Genomic DNA, 19,247 nt, shown 5'->3' with positions numbered 1-19,247 from the left:
GGAGCCGCCGCAACCGCAGAGCGGTTCTTTTTTCTACTTAGAATCTAAGCAGATGAAAAGTGATGTCTACTGCAAGCGCAAGCGCTGCAATGAGAAGTGAGAGCTTTTCATAAAGCGTCACACCCATCACCTCCTCGCATGGAGGAGAACCGACTGAAGCCAGTCACTACGGCGATTATAGCATAGGAATTGCCGCAAGGAAAGCGCCAGCCTCTACTATAACGAAAACCATGTTCTGAGAATCTTATTGCAACCATTTTGAAGGCCAGCCGTCATGGCAAGCTGATATAGCAAGCAGCCTCCTGTTTCGCCAAGCGAAGTGCAGGAGGCTGTTTGCGTTCATGCAGCGTCTTCGTAACTCTATCTACAGCCCCAACTCCTCCTCAATCAGCACCAGTTCCATCGGTCGATAGCTCATCTTCTTGTAGTGGATCGTCAGTGCGTTGCAGATGCGCTCGGGGCTTGTACAGTCGTAGCACCTGTCGCCCTTGGCGGCACACGGCGTGCGCTTTTTCTTCCTCGCTGCATTTTGCGGCGCGGCAATGGCGCGGATGCGCTCGATTGCCGCCTCCACATCCTTGACGAGCTTGTTCACGCCGCAGACGAAATACGTCTTCTCATGACCAAAGAGAGAACCTGCGATGCGGTTTCCCGCGCCGTCCATGTTGACGATCTGCCCCGCCTCCGTGATGGCGTTCGCCGACAATAGGAAGACATCGGTCATCAGCGCCTCCCTGCCTGCCGCGAGGAAAGCCTCCAAACCGCCGATGTGACCGCTCCTCGCAGGATCTATGACCTCGTTTTTCATGCTGAGCTTCTCGTAGAGCCTCAGCGCTCGCAGCGTCTCCGAGTCGCCGAAGCCCACGCGCTTTCCTGTGATCTCCCGCGCGAGGTAATCTGCCGCCTCCTCCTTCGTCTGAAACAGTGATACGTCATAGCGATTGTGGCGAAACGCTTCAAGCGTGCGCTCGATGCGCTCTGCTTCACGCACTTTTCCATCTTCCGTCATGACTTTCTCTCCTTCCGTCAAACGCGCGGAAAATCCCCGCTTTACCCTAAAGAAATTTTCGGCAAAAGCCGCCGCTTTCCTGCCGCCCCCTTGCCCTTCGGGCAAAAAGGACGTAGAATAGGAAATATACCTTAAGAAACCGCTTATAGCATAATGAAAACGAGGGAAAGCCATGAGCCTGTACGATAACATCCGCCGCGTCACCCCCTACGTCCCCGGCGAGCAGCCTGCGGGCAAGGTCATCAAACTGAACACGAACGAATGCCCCTACGCGCCCTCGCCGCGCGTCGCCGAAGCCATCGCCGCCTGCGACGCCGGCCGCCTGCGCCTCTACCCCGAACCGGACTGCCACACTTTGAAGGAAGCGATCGCCGCGCATTACGCGGTCAAGCCGGACGAAGTCTTCGTCGGCGTCGGCTCCGACGACGTTCTCGCGCTCGCCTTCCTCACCTTCTTTGCCGGGGAAAAGCCCGTGCTCTTCCCCGACATTACCTACTCCTTCTACGACGTCTGGGCTGGGCTTTACGCCATTCCCTACGAGACCGTGCCGCTCGGGGCGGACTTCACGCTCCGCCCCAAAGACTACGCGCGTCAAAACGGCGGCGTCATCTTCGCGAACCCCAACGCGCCGACGGGACTTGCGCTTCCCCTCTCAGGCGTTGAAGAAATCCTCGCGACGAATCCCGAGTCCGTCGTCATCGTCGATGAAGCCTACGTCGATTTCGGCGCAGAAACAGCGCTCCCGCTGCTCAAAAAATATGAGAACCTCGTCGTCGTGCGCACGATGTCGAAATCGCGCGCTCTCGCCGGCATGCGCATCGGCTACGCCTTCGCATCAAAGCGGCTCATCCGTGCCCTAGAGGACGTCAAGGCGTCGATCAACTCCTACACGATGACGACGCTCTCTCTCGCCGCAGGAAAAGCCGCCATCGAGGACGAAGACTACTTTCAGGAAACGCTTGGAAAAATCATCAAGACGCGCGAGGAAACGAAGGCGTCTCTTCAAAAGCTTGGCTTTTCCGTCACGGAATCGAAGACGAACTTCCTCTTCGCGCGAAATCCCGACATCCCGGCGCAAACGCTCTTCGAAACCTTGCGAAATCGCGGCATCTATGTGCGCTACTTCAAGAAACCGCGCATCGACGAACACCTGCGCATCACCATCGGCACGGACGAGGACATGAAGCAGCTTCTCGAAGAACTCCGCCGCCTCAGCCAAAGATGAAAAATGCGCCAGGACGGCGAAATGGAATGTAAGAAATCACGGAACATACGGAAAGGATGATTTTGTCTTGCAAAAGAACACGGAAAACACCAGCGGCAAGAACTTCCTGCAGAACCGCCACGCGAAGATGTTCGTGCTCATCGCTTGCCTCATGATCGCCTGCATCGCAGGCTGGCGCATCGCATGGAGCGAACTTCATACGGAAGACAACGCTGCGGAACCCTCGACGGCACAGACAACGGACAACGGCGCTCCCGCGGCCGACCCTGCAAAAAAGACGCCGCCGAGCGGCAACTACGTCGTCGTCAGTGACGACTTCAGCAACCTCCAGATCACCGACGCGCAGACGCCCGTCTACGACATCTATACGCTCGCCGAGCGCCGCGAAAAGGGACTTCCCACCGAGATGCCGGACCTCATCCCCTATACGATGCCGAATGTCGCCTACCTGACCTTTGACGACGGCCCCGACGCGAAGAACACGCCCGCCATCCTCGACATCCTGAAGGAGCGTGGCATACACGCCACCTTCTATGTCATCGGCAGCATGGCAGAAGCGCACCCCGACGTCCTCAAGCGCATCTTCGCCGAAGGCCATGCCATCGGCAACCACAGCTACAGCCACCGCTACGACATTCTCTATCCGAATAAGGAAAACTTCCTCGAAGAGATTGTCCACACCGATGAAGTGATCTACAACATTCTCGGCGTGCGTCCGCTCATCGTCCGCGCCCCGGGCGGCGCCGCCAGCATGTTCAAGCCCGGCTACAGCGCCATGCTCAAGGAAAACGGCTATGTGAACCACGACTGGAACGTCAGCAGCGAAGATGCGACGGGCAACAACGTCAGCGTGCAGAAAATCCTCGGCTCAATCAGCTACACCTGCGCCAACCGTCCCAAGGATCGCGGCGCCATCGTCCTCATGCACAGCAAGGACGGCAAGGAAACGACGGTCGAGGCGCTGCCCGCCATCATCGACATGCTGCAGGGCGCAGGCTTCACGTTCGGCGTCATGACGCCGCGGACGGCGCAGCCGTGGTAAAGAAGCGCACGCAAAAATCGGGAAAAGCCGGCGAACGTGCAGAACTGCAAAGGAAGCTCGATCGTCTCCACGCGGATGAAAAGACGCCGAAGAAATCCTCCCCGTGGCTGAAAAAAGCGATGCTCTGCACCACCTTGCTCATCCTCGTGCAAACTGCCCTCTGCCTCGGCGTCGCCGAATACATGTGGCAGAAGCAGAACCCGGACAAGCCCTCGCCGTTCCTCGTCGCTCTTCTCGATGGCAGCGACGCCGCGCAAAAAGAACTGCAAGAGCATTGGCAGAGCCTTACGAGCGCCGTGCGCGCCAAGCAAAGGGGCGGCGAGGCAGAGGCGGCGGAACGCAGCGTACAGCAGAATTCTTCGGCTGCAGCAGCTAAGAGCGTACCGCCTGTACCGAAGCTCGCCGAACGCAGCAGCGATCAAGAAGCGCTGCGTGCCGACTTCTCCGCCATCCTCGCCCAAAAATCTCCCGACTGCTCCGTCTTCCTGCTGCGTCCGCGCAAAGAAAAAGAGCCGCTTCTCTACCAGTCGCATGCCATGCAGCCTGCGAGCATGATCAAGCTCTTCATTCTCGCCTACGCCATGCAGCAAGCGAAAGACGGAACGCTCTCCCTTGCCGAACCGCTCTCCATCACCGAGGCGAACATCGTCGGCGGCGCGGGACAGCTCAACTGGTACGACAGGGGCAAGCAGCTCACGATCGAGCAGCTCTTAGAGCGCATGATCACGGACAGTGACAATACTGCGACGAACATCCTTATCGACCGCCTCGGCATTGAGAACATCGACGGCTACATCCGCCAGAAAGGCTACGCAGACACGCGCCTGCAGCACAAGATGATGCTCTCCAACCAAGGCCGGCCGAACCTCTCCAGCGTCAAGGACATCGGCACGCTCCTTTCGCTCATCTACCGCGGCGAATGTGTCGACTACGAGCACGACAAAAAGATGCTGCAGATCCTCTCGCGCCAGAAGGACAAGGACTGTCTGCCGTCGGCGCTCCCCGCCTTCCTCGTCGCGAACAAGACGGGCGAAATCACAGGCGTCTACGCCGACGGCGGCATCGCGTGGAGCGACGCGGGCGACCTGATTCTCGTCGTCATGGACGAGAACTGCCGCGACCGCCAAGAGACGATCGCGCTCTTTCAACGAATCGCCCAAAGAGCTGCCGCCTCGCTCTGACGCTTTGCAAACCGATGTCGTTGCCACCCATGCGATTTTCTGTTATACTGGAATGGCAGAGATATTGAAGAAGTTGTTTTAGCAGCAGCAAGGAGGTTTTTTCCATGGCAGAAGATACAGCTCCGCTCATGACGAGCAACGAAGGACTCGGCTCGATCCGCGTCGCCGATGAGGTCGTCAGCGTCATCGCAGGACTCGCGGCGATGGACGTCGACGGCGTCGCAGGAATGAGCGGCGGTCTCATCGGCGGCATCGCCGAGATGCTTGGCCGCAGGAATTTCTCGAAGGGCGTCAAGGTCGAAGTCGGCGAGCAGGAAGCCGCTGTCGATCTCTCCATCGTCGTGACCTACGGCGTCGACATCCGCCACGTCGCAACCGACGTGCAGAAGAACGTGCGTCGCGCCATCGAGTCCATGACCGGCCTCAAGGTCGTCGAAACGAACGTACAGGTGCAGGGCGTCGTCTTCCCCGAAGAGGAGAAGGAAGAGCCTGCCGCACGCGTGCGCTGAAGAAGAAGCTCCATGAGGCAGGCGCCCCATGGAGCTTCTCTCGTAAAAGAGCCATTTTGAAAGAACTCTAATATTTGATAAGGAGGTTTTCATGCAGATACAGAAGCGCGACATCGCGCTCTCCATCGTCCTGACCGTCATTACCTGCGGCATCTACGGACTTTACTGGATGTACAAGCTGACGAACGAGATCCACGCCCTCTCGGGCAAGCCGCGCACGGTGGATGGCGGCACGGCCGTACTCTATACGATCCTCACCTGCTCTCTTTACTTCTACTACTGGCTCTACAAGATCGGCGGCGAACTCGTCGAACTGCGCCGCGAAAACGGCCTGCCTCCCGACTCCGTGAGCAACAAGACGTATACGATCGTCACCATTATCATGACAGTCATCTACATCGTCTTCACGATGCTCGAATACACCTTCCAATTCATTCTCAGCGCCGCTACGGAAGCCGCCCCGATGCATCACGATTCTGCCGAGGACGCCATGGCCATCGGCATTGTCATCCTGGCGTTCATCATCGGGCTTCTCGTCACCGCCATCGTTCAGGCCATCCTTTCCGGCATCGTCCTCTGGGCAGTCTACAAGCGCAAGGACGACAGTCCGACGCTCGTCTACCTGCTCATGGCGATTCTGCGCACCTACAATTTCACCATGGCATTCCTGCAAGCCTCTCTCAACGACTTTCTGCAGCAAAAGAACTGCGGCGCACCGTCCGAACCCATCTTTTCGGCAGATGCACCGCGCGTATCTCTGCAAAAGCCGCACGCCTAGCGCTCGCCAAGAGCCACCGTTTTTATCCTGTTCAACCAGAAAGGAAGATTCCTCATGACAAAAAGAAGCATTCCCCTTGCCATCGTTCTTTCCTTCATTACCGTCGGTCTCTACGCCCTCTATTGGGTCTATACGCTCACCGAAGATGCGCACGCAGCAGCGGGCGAACGTACGACCGCTTCAGGCGGCATGGTCATCCTCTTCTCCTTCCTCACCTGCGGCATCTACAGCTTCTACTGGCTCTACAAGATGGGCGAGACCATCGTCATGGCGAAGCAGAAACGCGGCATGACGGCAGACACGAACCTCCCCATCATCTATCTCGTCCTCGCCCTCTTCGGCTTCGGCATCATCAGTTACGCCTTGATGCAGAGTGCGCTCAACGACATCATCGACCACGATGGCGGCGCATCGCAGGCCTTCTAAATCATGAACGATACGAAAAGAGAGAAGCCGTCCGCTTTCGGGCGGTTTCTTTTTGCCGCAAAAACCATCACAGGCAATGCAGAAGGGGCAGCAAGATGGCTTGCTGCCGAGCAGCGAACACGCGCCAAGGTCATTTTCCAGCGCTACGCCCTACTCCTCGCCGTCGGCGTCGCCTATCTCATCTTCTGCCGCACGACGGGACTCAGTCTGCCATGCCCCTTCCACGCCATGACAGGACTCGATTGCCCCGGCTGCGGCATCACCCGTTTGATGCTCTCGCTCTCCGAAGGCGACCTCGCTGCCGCCTTCCATGCGAATGAAGCCATATTCATTCTAGGCCCGCTTCTGTGCATCTTTCTCCTGCGCGACGATCTCCATTGGATTCTGCAAGGCAAAAGAAAAGAGCCGCCTCGTCCCTTCGTTTTCTTCCTCCTCATCGTCTTCGCAGCTTTTACGATCTGGCGCAATTTCTTACGGTGAAAGGCAGCTTATCAGACCATCTATGCGTTGCAACTTGCCGTTTTTTCACGTTCCCTTCCTCAATATGTCCAAATAAGCTTCATAGGCAAAGATGCGTCTTCTTCTCTTCTCGCTTGTTTCTACCAAGATTTCGCATTCGCCAGCCGCTGGATTACCGCCGTGGCCGTATTGAAGGACATCCCCCATGCCTCTGCCATCTTTCGTATATCGGCGATCGGATTCGCTTCGATATAGCGAAAGACGCGCGAGGCATTTTTTCACCCTTCCCAACGTGTCTACGAAAGCCGCGTTTTTTCATGCAGCTCCGTCAAGCGATCGATCGCCTCAACGGCATCCGCCGCCGACTCGTCCAGAGCCTGCAGGAAGAAGCGAACCACCGCTCATGTCCACATGCACAAACGTCATCCTTGCAGATATTGTGCGCTCCTTGCAGCAAAGTTGAAATAACATGTCCGTCTTATCCCTAACTTTGATACAATCTAACGATGCACCCCCTATACCCGATTAACGATGCACCCCCTTGCACCCCCCTGACTATCGTTAAGAGAGTATACGCCGTGAAGCCGCATAAATCAAGGCTTCGCGGCATAGTGAAAGGGGGTGCATTTGCACACCCTAGCCAGAAAAACTGGACACGGAAATCTAAAAATTGGTCAATGAAACCCAGATATCGGACAACTCTGAACGTCGATCTGGCAATTTTGCACATCAACGGGTACAACATTGACCATTGCACCCACAGACTTGAACTTCACACTCGTATTCTTGATTAAAGAATTCTCATACACAAGAACCTCGGACTGCCTATTCTCAGTCCGAGGTTCTTGATTCTAAAATATTCTTAGCCAATCTTCGCCGCAAGCACGTCTGCCTCGCGTACCGATGTCACCATGCCGAGATACGTCAATCCATAGAGATCAGCAAAACGGCGCATTGTATATTCGCCTGCCTCCAGCATCCACTTCTCAGGTGCTGCACCTTGGAAAAGGAAGGCAATCTGCCCGTGAAGACTCCCCGCCTCGACAGGACCGTAGAATCGATCCAGCAGATTGCGCACAGCGCCACAGATATTGTGCCAATAAAGCGGCGAACCGATGACGATAAAATCCGCCGCCCGCACTTTTTCAAGCACCTCAGAGAATTGATCGCCTGGCAGCTCCTGTCCATAAACATTGATCCGATAGTCCGTAAGATTCAGCGTCTCATAGGTGTGCCCTTGCAGAAACCTCGCTGCAAGAGCTGCCGTATTTCCGTCTCTGTTCGGACTGCCGTTGATAAACAGTATATTCATACCGTTGCCTCCTCATTTTATCTTTGTGCTATCCAAAAATCTGCGGCACGGTTCAGCCATCCTTCGGCAGCAGTGCCCTCACCAAGCCCGAAGCCATGCGGCAGACCTTTAAACACTTCGATCTCTGCCGCCTGTCCGTTTCTGCGGATCGCCTGTGTACGCCGCTGCATCGTCTGCCATGAGGCAATGCCATCGGCCGTCCCGACACAGCTGTATGTCGGCGGCTCTGTACCATAGACCTCCGACAAGTCCGTATACTGCATAATGACGGCGGCAGGACGCGGATATGAACGCTGTCCAAACGCCTCCGTTCCATGCGAACCGACCCACGCTGCCATACGCGCTCCCGCCGAGCCGCCCCAGATGGAGTAACCACGCATGTCAACGCCCAGTTCTGCCGCATGTTCGTGGAGAAAGGCAACCGCGCGTGAAAGATCTTCGCACGCCGTCTGCGCACGCGGTCGATAGATCAGTGCAAAGGCGTTCACTCCGCGCTCAGAGAGGACGAGCGCATGTGGAAAACTGTCCTGCATCGCCCCCACATAGGCAAATCCGCCGCCCGCACTCACGACGGCGACAGGCGCTCCCGTTCGCCCACGAAAGAAAAACAGCCCTGTATCACGCTTCGCGGGGTCGCGCCGCATCTCCTCCTCTGTGTAGATCGGATAGAAAATCCGATGCCCCGCCGCTGCGTCTGCCGCAAGCCGATTCACAACTGCCACGGTTCGCGCAGGCGAGATGTGAGAATACCATGTCAGGCGCAGACTGCCGAGCGTATCGCCATCCATGTACCCGCTCTGTACGGGAAAGAGCAGCCGACCGTACGGTGCAAACAGGAGTGCCCTTGCCACATCCTCCACGCGGGACTCTGCTGAAAACACGCTCATCTCCTCCTCTGCATCGGTGCCGGTCTGTATGTTTTCTGCCTCCCGCGCAAAGGATAAACAGCTACCGAAGCACAGCATAGCCGCCGCTGCTGCGATGATGCCGCAGACGAAAAGCCGCATACCGTCACCACTACGTTCCCTCATTTCTATTCTTCGCTATGCCTCAATCGTGAATCCTGCGCTCGTGCAGCCATTTCACAAACGCAGGGTCGTCGTGGTTGACGATCTCGCTGTGCCCGAGGTCGAGCTTTGCGATCTCTGCCATCTCCGCCTCGTTCAGCGCAAAGTCCCAGATATCGAGATTTACCGCGATGCGCTCAGCACGCACGGACTTCGGCAGGATCGACACGCCACGCTGCGTATTCCAGCGGAGTGCCACCTGCGCCGCCGTCTTTCCGTACTTCTCCCCGATCTTCGTCAGTACGGGATGCGTAAAGATGCCGTGTTTGCCCTCGGCGAGCGGTCCCCATGCCTGCGGCACGACACCGTACTCCTTCATCGTCGCGAGTGCCGCCTCCTGCTGAAAGAACGGATGCAGCTCCACCTGATTCACCATTGGCTTTATCTCCACCGTCTCACAGAAGTTCGCAAGCACGGCAGGATAGAAGTTCGACACGCCGATCGCCCGAATCTTCCCCGCGCGGTGCAGCTCCTCGAGCCGCCGCCACGCGCCGAAGAAATCCCCCATCGGCTGATGAATGAGGTAGAGATCGAGATAGTCCAACCCGAGTTTTTGCAGGGAACGCTCAAACGCCGTACCCGCCGCCTCATAGGAGATATCCTGCACCCAGAGCTTCGTTGTGATGAACAGTTCCTCACGCGGCACACCCGACTTTGCAATCGCCGCACCCACCGCCTCCTCGTTCTGATATGCTGCCGCCGTGTCGATCAGGCGGTAGCCCTGCCGAATCGCCTCGATGGTCACGCGCTCACACTCTGCAAGGTCGGGAATCTGGAACACGCCGAAGCCCTCAAGCGGCATCATTACACCATTATTGAGTTTTACATTTTCCACTGCCATTTGAAATCCTCCTTAATATCCTTGTTTCGACATCCATTCATAGAGTGCCGTCCGCGCCTCCTCGGGCGACTTCTGCGCGATATGTCCCTGGAGCGCAAAGCCCTCCCTGACATCCGCCTTTGTCACGTCCGCAATCGACCGCTGCGTATCAGAGAGCCCGCTCCCTTCATGTGTGCAGAACGGCAGGATGATCTTGCCCGCGAAATTCTCCCGATCGAGGAAGGTGTAGACAGGCATCGGCATGTCGCTCCACCAAATCGGATAACCGAGGAAGACGACATCGTACTTGCTGAGATCTGGCAGTTCGTCGACGATTTCAGGACGGGCGTGTTCTTCCTTTTCTTGCTTGGCGGCTTCCGTTGCGGGACGGTATTCCTTCGGATACGGCTTGACGGTCTTGATTTCAAAGATGTCACCGTGCGTGCGTTCGGCGATCATCTCTGCAAGAATCTTTGTGTTTCCCTTCTCGATGTAGCCGACACCGCCTGTGTTTTCGTCGGCGCGAGAGAAGTATGCGACAAGGACGCGCTGATCGCTTCGTGCAGATGATGTCGTCTGTGGTTCTTTCTGTGCAGAAGTATCTGCGCCCGTTTGCGCATTGCCTCCGTCACACGCTGTCAGCAGCATCATCATCGTCGCCATCAGGATCGTCAATAAGGTTCTCATCTCATGACCTCCATTTCATTCGATTCCCATACGTTTGCTTTGCCAAATTTATTGCGCAGGTGCGAGCAGTTTCAATAATTCTGCGTCGTGGTGATGTACGAGCTTCGTATCAGCGTCAAACATCATGGTTGCGCCTCCTTGCAGTGTATAGGCATCCCAATTCGGCATGCCGGGCGCTTCGGGTTTTCCCGTGCGGGCGAAATTAATCCAAGCGCGGCTCATCTGCGCTTCGAGTTTCTTTGCCTCCGCGCTTGTGCCGATGCTTTTCTCCGCGCGGTCAATGTTGTGAAATACAAAGGGAATCTCTGCCGTGTGGTAGGACATATAGACTCCGCCCATCATCGGCGAATCCCACGCGAAGAGATAGGCGTAGACAGGTGCGCCGCCCTGCATTGCCTCGTGATCCATGATCTCTTTGATCGGCAGGCGGATCATCGTGTCGACGTAGAGTGCATCTGCACGTTTCTTCTGCGGATAGGCGCGCAGGAATGCCGCCGCGATTTTCTCCGCCTTATCACCGTATGCGTCCCTCAGACGGCGGTCAACTTCCTCTGTGCTCCATGTGTTCACATTGTCGGACTGCGTTTTCTCCATCCCGAGGATGTCACGGAAGTTCGTCCACTCCGTCCGATTCGAACCAATGAGCAGTGGGATGTCCTTCCCTGCGGCGGCAAAGCCGTCTGCCGTCACAGGATTCGTCGGCATGAAGTCGCCGTCAATCACCGGCTCCCAGCTCATACCATAGCCTGTTCCGAGTGCCTGTGGAACCTTGAATTCCTCCCCTGCTTGTTTGAGTGCCTCATTCGATGCTGTCGTGAGATGCTCATAGGGAATGGTCTGAATCTCCTCAATGCGTTCTGCCGTAATGCCGAGTTTTTCCAGCGTCAGCTCCGTCACACGCGCTGCCGCTTCTTTTGGCATGAATACCGGTCCCATGGTCGGAGCCGCACCGCTTTCGACGATGCCCTTGTGGAACAGCCCCTTTGCATATGGGGTTGTCATCAGTGCGAGTACTTTTGCACCGCCGCCCGACTCACCAAAGATCGTGACGTTTGCAGGATCACCGCCGAATTGTGCGATGTTGTCCCGCACCCAGCGCAGCGCGTCAACGAGGTCATAGATACCGACATTGTCTGCATTGCGGTATTTCTCTCCATAGACGGAGAGGTCGAGATGACCGAGCACATTCAGACGATGATTGACAGAAACAACGACAACGTCGCCCGCGCGGCTGAGATTGGCACCGTCATAGGCGGGAATCTCGGCAGACGAACCTGCGGAGAATCCACCGCCGTGCAGCCAGACCATGACGGGGCGTTTCTTGCCGTCCGCGATGCTGGGTGTCCAGATGTTGAGATTCTGGCAGTTGTTGTCCATCGGGAACTCACGCGCGGGGTCTTCCCATGTTGTATTCAGAAAACCGCCCTTTTCCTGCGGCGCAATCGCTCCGTAGTCAAACGCGAGACGTACCCCCTGCCACGGCGTTACGCGCTCGGCGCGGACGAAACGCTCCTTTGCCTCGGCATAGGGAACGCCGTGATAGGTGTAGATGCCCTTGCGCACATAGCCCTGCACCAGACCGCTCTCGGTCGATGCCACAGCAATGCCGGGTCCCGCAAGGAAATCGCCCTGCTCCATGCGAACCGTATTTGCCTTCATTCCATCTGCGGCAAATACCTGCCCCTCGGAAAAGGGCATGCACATGAGCAGACCGAGCGAAAGCAGCGACAGGAACGTCTTTTTTGTTCGTGCTGTTTTCATTCGTTATTCTCCTTTTTACGGAATCATTCGGGTACGATTGCCTCATATTCCGCCGTAGGGAAATCGTACCATGTAACATCGTGATTATCCTGCGGACTGATCGCGATGTGGGCGAATTTGCTTGTGGGAGATGCACCGTGCCAATGAACGACATTGGGCGGACAGAAAACCACATCCCCCGGATGCAGAACCTCCAACGCACCGCCCTTGATCTGATGATAGCCGATGCCGTCGGTCGCAATGAGCACCTGCCCCGTTTTGTGACTGTGCCAGCGGTTGTACGTTCCTGCAGGAAAGGCAACATAGACCCACTCGGGCGAATTTGCGGCATTCGGCGTACCCAGAATCTTTCTGAGGTATACCGCAGAGTTGAAATTGGGCGTTGTCAGCTCCGTCATCCCAGTGCCAAACAAAAACTCGCTGTCATTGTTCTGCATTGCGCTTGGGGCGGCGGCGTTCTCATTCGCCTCCTCGTACTGCTCCTCGGTGAGCGCGCCGGTATGTGCTGCGTGTCCTTCGGGCGCTTTCCATGTGCTGTCATAGATGACGAACTGCTGGAACGGGGCATCCTTTGCCGCGCCGTGGAAATGCGGCACTCCTGCGGGAATATTCACCACATCCCCGGGACGAATCAGAACCGCCTCCTTGCCCCACTCCTAATAAAGTCCCGTCCCTGCGATGCCGATGACGGTCATTATCTGTGCCGAGGGGAAGCGGCATTGCCCATGCGGAGCCGACAGTGAGGGCGAGCGACATAGTCGCCGCCGCGATAAAGCTCTTGCCCTTTTTCATTGACATCATCTCATTTCATCAAAGATTCTTTGCGTAGAACATCTGGAGCTGTGCCATCGCCTGATCCACGTACTCAGGCACCCAGTAGGTACGGATGTGGCTCGCGCCCGGAATCAGGAAAAGCTCTTTGTTTTCCGTGCCGGTCGCCTTGGCAAAGGCATCCTTCGTCATATAGAGGGTGTCCGCCTTCTCGCCTGCAATCATCAGGAGGGGCTGATTGATCAGCTTCATACGATCCTCCACATCAAACGCCATGAGCTTCATAAAGGATTCGGTGGTGTAGATTCCCGTAGCGTTCGGATGACGGTGGGAGAGGCCGTAGTATTCGATGCCGTCGCGATAGAGCGTGTTTTCGGGAAGCTCCGCCATCTTGGCGCGGAGCTGTTCATCGGTGGCGTTCGGCGGGAGGAATCCCTCATAGACAATCTCCCCTGCGAGCTCCTTCTCCCGTGCATCCGCTGCCTTTTGTAGACGTGTCTGGATGCCCTTGATGTCCGCATCCTGGAAACCGTTGCGGCGCACCCTGCCGGAGTTGAACATCGACAGCGCGGCAACCGCCTTGATGCGCTTGTCGGTCTGTGCCGCAGCGAGTGTATAGCCACCTCCGCCGCAGATGCCGAGCGCACCGATGCGGGTCTTGTCCACCTTCGGCAGCTGCGAGAGATAGTCCACCATGCCGCTGATATCCTCGATGCGGTTCGAGGGATAGTCCCTCAGTCTCGGCGTGCCGCCGCTCGCGCCCTGATAGCGTGCATCGCAGGCAAGGGCGATGTATCCAAGCTCCGCCAGTCGCTGTGCATACAGCCCTGCCACCTGCTCCTTGCTCGCGCCGTTGGGATGCGCTACGGTCACGGCAGCATATTTCTTGTCGCTCGTTTCATCGTAGTCTGCGGGAAGGTAGAGATTCGCGGCAACCTCGATGCCCTCCACTTCGTACGTTACGGGGCGGATGTTCACCTTGCCCGTGACATTCTCCGTCAGTGCGCCCTGATAGACGAGCCCGAACGGATTCTCGTTCGGACGCTTGCTCTCGCTCGCCGAGGCACCGCCGCCCCCAAATGCAAAGAGTCCGAGAGACATCAAAAGTGCTGATTTTATGATTGATTTTTTCATTGGTAAAACTTCCTTTCCCAAATCCCCAAATGATTATTACTTTTTATCCAAGCCCTTCTCGTGCATCCATCGCTCCATCTCCGCCGCGACCTCTGCGTTGTTGAGGTCGGACATGAGGAAGTGCGTGTTTCCTTTGATGCCAACATCGGGCAGAACGATGATCTCCGCATCGCCGCCATGTGTCCGCACGACCTCCGCCCAGCGGCTTGCGAGGTTCAGCCGCGTGCGCCAGTTGTCGAGCCCCCAGATTTCGTGCGGCTTATCGCCCGTCGGGATCTTGTCGCCGAAATAGACGACCATCGGCGTTTTCAGAAGAGCCTCGAACTCCTCCGCCGTCACCTCCATTCCGCGCGCGGGGAACGGGCTTGTTGTCTCCTCAACCACAGGCACCTCGCCCGGCGGGAACGGGAACGTACCCGGTTCGAGAGCGATCACGCCCTTCACTTTGGGACTGCGAATCGCCGCGAGCCACCCCGGACCGCCGCCCGCCGAGTGCGTGATGAGGACATTATCGCCCGTACGGTCAATGACCGCCTCCATCGCCTTTGCGACAACCTCCACATCGAATTTTCCCGTGTCGGGTGTCATCTGATGGAAGAACTGCCGCAGCGACTCCTCGTCGCGCGGGAACGCCATGCCATCGAAGATCATCGGGTACTGCCCGATGCGGAAGTTGTTGAACCAAAGCTGATCCTGCGGCTGTGCCTTGAGCTCTGCGGGCACGGTCGACTGTCCTGCACGCCCGCGGCGCGGCTCGTCGACGATATAGGTCGTCCAGCCTTTTGCAAGGAAGATGTTCTGGAAGCCGTCGCGCCCGTCCGGTGTTGTTTCCCATGTTTTTCCCGACTGCCCGTAGCCGTGCAGGAAGACTAGGGCGTTCTTTTTCGCGTGCAGAGGTTTTTGCCAGAAAACATAGGCAGCATCGCCGTGCAGGGTCTCACCGTCAAAGTTCGTTGGTTCGCTGTCCTTGTATACGCCGGGCGCGGTGATCTTCACGCCGCCCGCCATAAAGCTGCCCTGATCCTCGATCGTGACAGGATGCGTCATGGCAAGAGCAGAGCCGAAACCGGAACTCAGTCCGAGGATGACGGCTGCCGTTAAAATCTTCGTTTTCCACATCATGATGAAATCTCTCCTTTGCCGTTGGTGTCTTCCCTCGATACTTTTGCGAATCGTTGCGGGACGGCTGTCCAATGTGAGTGTGCGATCCGCGTCGTGATAGACGCCCATCTTCGTAGAGATGATCACTTTGTCGCGCAGCCCTTTGAGCGCTGCACCGACAAGCTCTTCGTTGTAGGAGATGCTGCCATCGGCAAACGAGCCGAGATAGCATTCTGCCGTGTCGAAGAAATCATAGCCGTATTCGTTCGCAGCGTTCGTACAGCCTCGTCACGTTCTACGGGTATTCCCATCGCATGACTGAAACCCATGCAGCCAAGACTGATCGGACACACAAAAATACCGCTGTTTCCAAGTTCTTTCTTTTCTATGTATGAGACACTCCTTTCTGTAGGGGCAATTCTGTAATGGTCATGTTGCGCTCCTTGTTTCACGCCGCTCTTTGTTGTACAATGCTATCATAACAGGCGGTAGTAACTACCGCACAAGCTTTTTTTGAAATTTTTTGGAGGACGATCATGTATACAATGAAGGACGCCTGTGAAGCGACCAGTATGAACTATGAAACGTTGAAATTCTACTGCAATCAGGGACTTTTGCCGAACGTCAAGCGGGATCGAAACAATCACCGTATATTTGACGATCATGATGTTGCATGGCTGAAAAGCCTCACTTGTCTCAAGAACTGCGGCATGAGCCTTGCCGAAATGAAAGCATACCTCGCGCTTTGTCTCGGTGACATCCCCACCATCCCGGAGCGCAAGATTATGCTTGAGGGGAAGCGTAAGGAATTGCTTGAAAAAATGAAGGCTCTGCAGGAAGCCGTCGATTACATCGACTGGAAGCAAGGATTCTATGACGATGTGCTCGCGGGACGCACGCCTTACATCAGCAATTTCCTGCCGAATGAAGCGGATGCAGAATCAACGAAAGAGATAAATTCGCAGAGCCTTATTCCATAATGAAACTGCTGAATTTATTAGAGTTACCCTAATCTCGAAACATCTACACGCTCACTTCCGACCCATCCCGAAACACCACCGTCATATCCTTATCCGCACGCACGGTCACGCACTCTACCATACTCGCCCACAGTTGGCTGTCGAACTCTGCCACAGGCGCACTCTGTTCCTTGATGCACTTGATGAACAATGCCAATCGCTCGGACTGTGCCTCCTTGGCAGAGATAGCTTCCGTCACCTCGTCAAACCGAGCCTTTGCGGCATCGTACCTCACCACAAGTCCCTCGTAGTGCTGCAGATACTCCTCTTGATTCTGTGCAATGCGGGCGTTCTCTCGGATGCATTTTTCCGTCATCTCAACCAATACCGCCAGTTCCTGCTGCAGCTTGGCTTTCTCCTCCGCAAGTGCCGTCGTGTCGCAAAGTGTCTGCCTAACGAGCCGTGCATTTGTGATAATCTCATTCCGCTCCGTCACCAGCCGATTGAATGCCTTGACGAAGGCTGCCTTGATTTCATCCTCCGTCACATGCGACGTTTGGCATTTCTGCCCGTCATACTTGTTGTTGCAACGGTAGATGACGCGTCTGTACTTGTCTGTTGAGTGCCAGACTTTAGTGCCAAAATAGCCGCCGCACTCGCCGCATCGGATTTTTCCCGAGAAAATGCTCACGCCGCTGTATCTCCCGCCTTCCCGTGTGCGTCGCTCCCTCTCCCGCTGCACCATCTCGAACACGGCAGGGTCGATGATCGCAGGATGGCTCTGTTCCACGAAGTAGCTTGGCACTTGCCCGCAGTTCTTGACGGCTTTCTTGGTGAGGAAGTCCGGCGTGAAGGTCTTTTGAATCCTCGCACAGCCCGTGTATTTCTCGTTGGCGAGGACTCCCCGAATGGTCTTAGCGTTCCATTTCTCCTTGCCCGTGACCGTCAAGATATGCCGTGCGGCCAGTTCCTTGGCAATTCGGCAAGCCGTCATCCCCTCAAGGAAAAGCCGGAAGATGAGCCGCACGATCTTGGCCTGCTCCTCGTTGATGGCAAGATTTCCATCCTCGCCCTTGTCGTAGCCGAGAAAGCGCGAGTAGCCGACGGAGAACTTGCCGTCTGCGAACCTCTTCCGCAAGCCCCATGTGACGTTCTCGGAAATGCTCCTCGCTTATGCCCCTGTTGATCCTGCCAATCGTTCAACTTCTTCCTGGGACAACTGTGTTGCTTCAGCAATCTGGGAAAATGTGAGTTTCCCCAAAGCAATTAAAGCCATCGCCGTCTGACGAGCCGATTCGACACGTCCTTCAAGACGTCCCTCTTCCAATTTTCTCTCACCGAATTTTTCTATCAGCTCGCACATGGTATGTACCCCCTCTGTGTCCAGTTTTAGTTTACCACTTCAAACCATCAAGGGCTGTCAAACGGTTTGTCACCACATCATGCCTTATCGGAAACTGCCCATCCCTGTGCAATCGTCGAGATTCCTGCCTTCCGTGCTCGTCAAAAAGTAGGCGTCGCTGACGAGCACGCGGCGGATGCGGCAGCGCTTGAGGCCTTCCTGCGTCTTTTCCCAGCAGCCGCTCAAGGAATGTATGACATACGTCTTGCCATCGACCGAACCAAGCGTGAGCATCACATGGCCGGGGCGAAAGAGGAGGCTCGCGGGCGGCGCGGCGAGAAGCGCTTCGGTTCGCTCCTCGGGCGTGAGATCGTCGAGAGGCGTGAAAAAGATGTGCGGCGCGGCATCTTCCGTGCCGCGCCGACGCACCCCGGAGGCTGATCCATTGCCCCGCACATCGTGCGCCGCATTCTCTGCATCGCTCACATGGGCACTCGCCCGCAGAAACGCCTCTCCCTGCTCATCGGCGTCGCGCGGCAGCTCGATGCCGACCGTGCGATAGACGTCGGCGACGAACGAGGAGCAGTCGACGCTCTCATCCTGCCCGCCCCAGCCATAGACGTCGCCGAGACACGCGAAAGCCGCACGGCGCAGATTGTTCGCCGTATAGGGCAGGCTACCGCGATGGAGTGCGGCGGCTTCCATGCCGCCCGCGTCCTCCACAGCAAGGCTCGCGCTCTCGCTGTACGGAAGCGCCACAAGCATTTCTTGGAGACTGCCGTCCGCCGCACGCTGCGGCAGACGCGCGAGATGCGCTCCGCCCTGCGCTGCGAGCGGAATGCGGCTGCCGAGCTGATAGAGCTGCCCGCCCCTCTCCTCGGGCGCTTCGTAGCGATTTTGCGTGACGACGAGGAAATCTTCAGGCTGCACATAGGCGAGCCACGTCTCGCGCGTTGTCAAGGCAACCGCCTCCCGCGCCAGCCAGCCGCGATAATAGCGCATGGAAACGAAGAGGAACTTGCCGTCTGCGCTCTCGCTCCAAACGGCAAGCGGCTCAGCGGGATCGACGGCGGTCGCCTGCAGGATGTCGTAATGGACATCATCGGGCGCATCGAGCCAAGTGTCCTCGGTCGGTAAACAGCGCAGGTCGGCGCGGCGCACGCAGATTCCATAGCGCAGAGGATTTCTGAGCGGCAGCTTGTCCGCCGCGCAGTTTTCAACAGTCGCCCGATATGCCTCGTCCGAAAGCGACTCCGTCGGCGCGTACCAATCTTCACGCTCGGGCGCGGCTTCTTCCATCCAGTGTCGGAGCTGCCGCCTTGATACGGCACGCGGCAATTCCGCCAGAGAAACAAGACTCGGCTGATTCGCGTGCAGCTCCTCGTTGAGACGCACCACGTCCTCTGCCGTGCCAAGGAGGCGATCGCCTGCCGCATCGCACCAGAAGCCGGCGTCATCGTAGGGAGCGCCGAGCGCCACGCCATAGTCGGGCGATGCATCTTCCTCCGTCTGCGCCCGCACATCGTCCGCCAGCTCAGCCTTCGATGCAGACTGCACGGAAACTGCCGCCGCATCTGTCACGGACAACACCGCCGCGGCAGTCGTTCCCGCTTTAGCAGCCGTCAAATCCGCCCCGCCGAAAAACACGCCGACCGCAGCCAAAA

At 56.9% G+C, this 19,247-nt stretch carries 19 protein-coding genes and 2 pseudogenes; 8 read left to right on the top strand and 13 right to left on the bottom strand.

Annotation, left to right across the window (positions count from 1 at the left end; genetic code table 11):
• Positions 1–364: 364 nt before the first annotated feature.
• Positions 365–1,009, bottom strand: coding sequence for a lactate utilization protein (locus OL236_RS00295; protein ID WP_265070904.1), 645 nt, complete (start codon positions 1,007–1,009; stop codon positions 365–367).
• Between the two features lie 172 nt (positions 1,010–1,181).
• Here OL236_RS00295 and hisC point away from each other — a divergent pair, with 172 nt between their 5' ends.
• The 7 genes from hisC to OL236_RS00260 all read left to right on the top strand — a co-directional run bounded on the left by hisC (position 1,182) and on the right by OL236_RS00260 (position 6,650).
• A complete protein-coding gene (gene hisC, locus OL236_RS00290; protein ID WP_265070903.1) occupies positions 1,182–2,234 on the top strand; it encodes a histidinol-phosphate transaminase in 1,053 nt (350 codons plus the stop codon).
• A gap of 67 nt (positions 2,235–2,301) precedes the next feature.
• Positions 2,302–3,276, top strand: a complete 975-nt coding sequence (locus OL236_RS00285) for a polysaccharide deacetylase family protein (protein WP_265070902.1) — start codon at positions 2,302–2,304, stop codon at positions 3,274–3,276.
• Entirely contained in the window at positions 3,270–4,457 is a 1,188-nt protein-coding gene (locus OL236_RS00280) for a serine hydrolase (protein WP_265070901.1), read from the top strand. Before OL236_RS00285 ends, OL236_RS00280 begins: the two co-directional genes overlap by 7 nt.
• A 104-nt stretch (positions 4,458–4,561) precedes the next feature.
• Positions 4,562–4,966, top strand: coding sequence for an Asp23/Gls24 family envelope stress response protein (locus OL236_RS00275; RefSeq protein WP_006193774.1), 405 nt, complete (start codon positions 4,562–4,564; stop codon positions 4,964–4,966).
• Between the two features lie 91 nt (positions 4,967–5,057).
• Positions 5,058–5,744 (top strand): DUF4234 domain-containing protein, encoded by a 687-nt coding sequence (locus tag OL236_RS00270; protein ID WP_265070900.1) that lies wholly within the window; start codon positions 5,058–5,060, stop codon positions 5,742–5,744.
• A 54-nt stretch (positions 5,745–5,798) separates the two neighbouring features.
• On the top strand, positions 5,799–6,170 hold the full coding sequence (locus OL236_RS00265) for a DUF4234 domain-containing protein (RefSeq protein ID WP_264919798.1): 372 nt from the start codon (positions 5,799–5,801) through the stop codon (positions 6,168–6,170).
• A 3-nt stretch (positions 6,171–6,173) separates the two neighbouring features.
• Complete coding sequence (locus OL236_RS00260) at positions 6,174–6,650, top strand: DUF2752 domain-containing protein (protein WP_265070899.1); 477 nt, start codon at positions 6,174–6,176, stop codon at positions 6,648–6,650.
• 841 nt (positions 6,651–7,491) lie between these two features.
• On the opposite strand, the gene OL236_RS00255 is transcribed toward OL236_RS00260, so the two are convergent.
• The 9 genes and pseudogenes from OL236_RS00255 to OL236_RS12495 form a co-directional block, all read right to left on the bottom strand.
• Entirely contained in the window at positions 7,492–7,941 is a 450-nt protein-coding gene (locus OL236_RS00255; RefSeq protein ID WP_006689641.1) for a flavodoxin family protein, read from the bottom strand.
• A gap of 17 nt (positions 7,942–7,958) precedes the next feature.
• Complete coding sequence (locus OL236_RS00250) at positions 7,959–8,972, bottom strand: alpha/beta hydrolase (protein WP_265070898.1); 1,014 nt, start codon at positions 8,970–8,972, stop codon at positions 7,959–7,961.
• Between the two features lie 19 nt (positions 8,973–8,991).
• A complete protein-coding gene (locus tag OL236_RS00245) occupies positions 8,992–9,849 on the bottom strand; it encodes an aldo/keto reductase (RefSeq protein WP_006689645.1) in 858 nt (285 codons plus the stop codon).
• Between the two features lie 12 nt (positions 9,850–9,861).
• Positions 9,862–10,515 (bottom strand): flavodoxin, encoded by a 654-nt coding sequence (locus OL236_RS00240; RefSeq protein WP_265070897.1) that lies wholly within the window; start codon positions 10,513–10,515, stop codon positions 9,862–9,864.
• A 48-nt stretch (positions 10,516–10,563) separates the two neighbouring features.
• Positions 10,564–12,276: a carboxylesterase/lipase family protein gene (locus tag OL236_RS00235; RefSeq protein WP_265070896.1), complete on the bottom strand. Its 1,713-nt coding sequence runs from the start codon at positions 12,274–12,276 to the stop codon at positions 10,564–10,566.
• Positions 12,277–12,299: 23 nt separating this feature from the next.
• Positions 12,300–12,893, bottom strand: coding sequence for a cupin domain-containing protein (locus tag OL236_RS00230; RefSeq protein WP_265070895.1), 594 nt, complete (start codon positions 12,891–12,893; stop codon positions 12,300–12,302).
• A 193-nt stretch (positions 12,894–13,086) separates the two neighbouring features.
• The gene (locus OL236_RS00225; protein WP_265070894.1) at positions 13,087–14,181 is read right to left on the bottom strand and encodes an alpha/beta hydrolase; all 1,095 of its coding nucleotides are present in this window, start codon (positions 14,179–14,181) and stop codon (positions 13,087–13,089) included.
• A gap of 36 nt (positions 14,182–14,217) precedes the next feature.
• Positions 14,218–15,303 (bottom strand): alpha/beta hydrolase, encoded by a 1,086-nt coding sequence (locus OL236_RS00220; protein ID WP_265070893.1) that lies wholly within the window; start codon positions 15,301–15,303, stop codon positions 14,218–14,220.
• Positions 15,304–15,363: 60 nt separating this feature from the next.
• Positions 15,364–15,498 (bottom strand): annotated as a pseudogene (locus tag OL236_RS12495) (aldo/keto reductase); the annotation flags it as partial.
• 320 nt (positions 15,499–15,818) lie between these two features.
• Between OL236_RS12495 and OL236_RS00215 the strand changes: the two are divergent.
• Positions 15,819–16,262: a MerR family transcriptional regulator gene (locus OL236_RS00215; protein WP_265070892.1), complete on the top strand. Its 444-nt coding sequence runs from the start codon at positions 15,819–15,821 to the stop codon at positions 16,260–16,262.
• A gap of 43 nt (positions 16,263–16,305) precedes the next feature.
• On the opposite strand, the gene OL236_RS00210 is transcribed toward OL236_RS00215, so the two are convergent.
• The 3 genes and pseudogenes from OL236_RS00210 to OL236_RS00200 all read right to left on the bottom strand — a co-directional run bounded on the left by OL236_RS00210 (position 16,306) and on the right by OL236_RS00200 (position 19,245).
• Entirely contained in the window at positions 16,306–17,379 is a 1,074-nt protein-coding gene (locus tag OL236_RS00210) for a recombinase family protein (RefSeq protein ID WP_265070891.1), read from the bottom strand.
• 33 nt (positions 17,380–17,412) lie between these two features.
• Positions 17,413–17,631, bottom strand: a pseudogene (locus OL236_RS00205) (nuclease); the annotation flags it as partial.
• Positions 17,632–17,688: 57 nt separating this feature from the next.
• Complete coding sequence (locus OL236_RS00200) at positions 17,689–19,245, bottom strand: SH3 domain-containing protein (RefSeq protein ID WP_265070890.1); 1,557 nt, start codon at positions 19,243–19,245, stop codon at positions 17,689–17,691.
• Positions 19,246–19,247: the final 2 nt, after the last annotated feature.

This window comes from Selenomonas sputigena (genome assembly GCF_026015965.1).
In the GTDB taxonomy this organism is placed as follows: domain Bacteria; phylum Bacillota; class Negativicutes; order Selenomonadales; family Selenomonadaceae; genus Selenomonas.
Note: the sequence above shows the minus strand (reverse complement) of the source record. Positions and strands in the feature narration are given on the sequence as shown.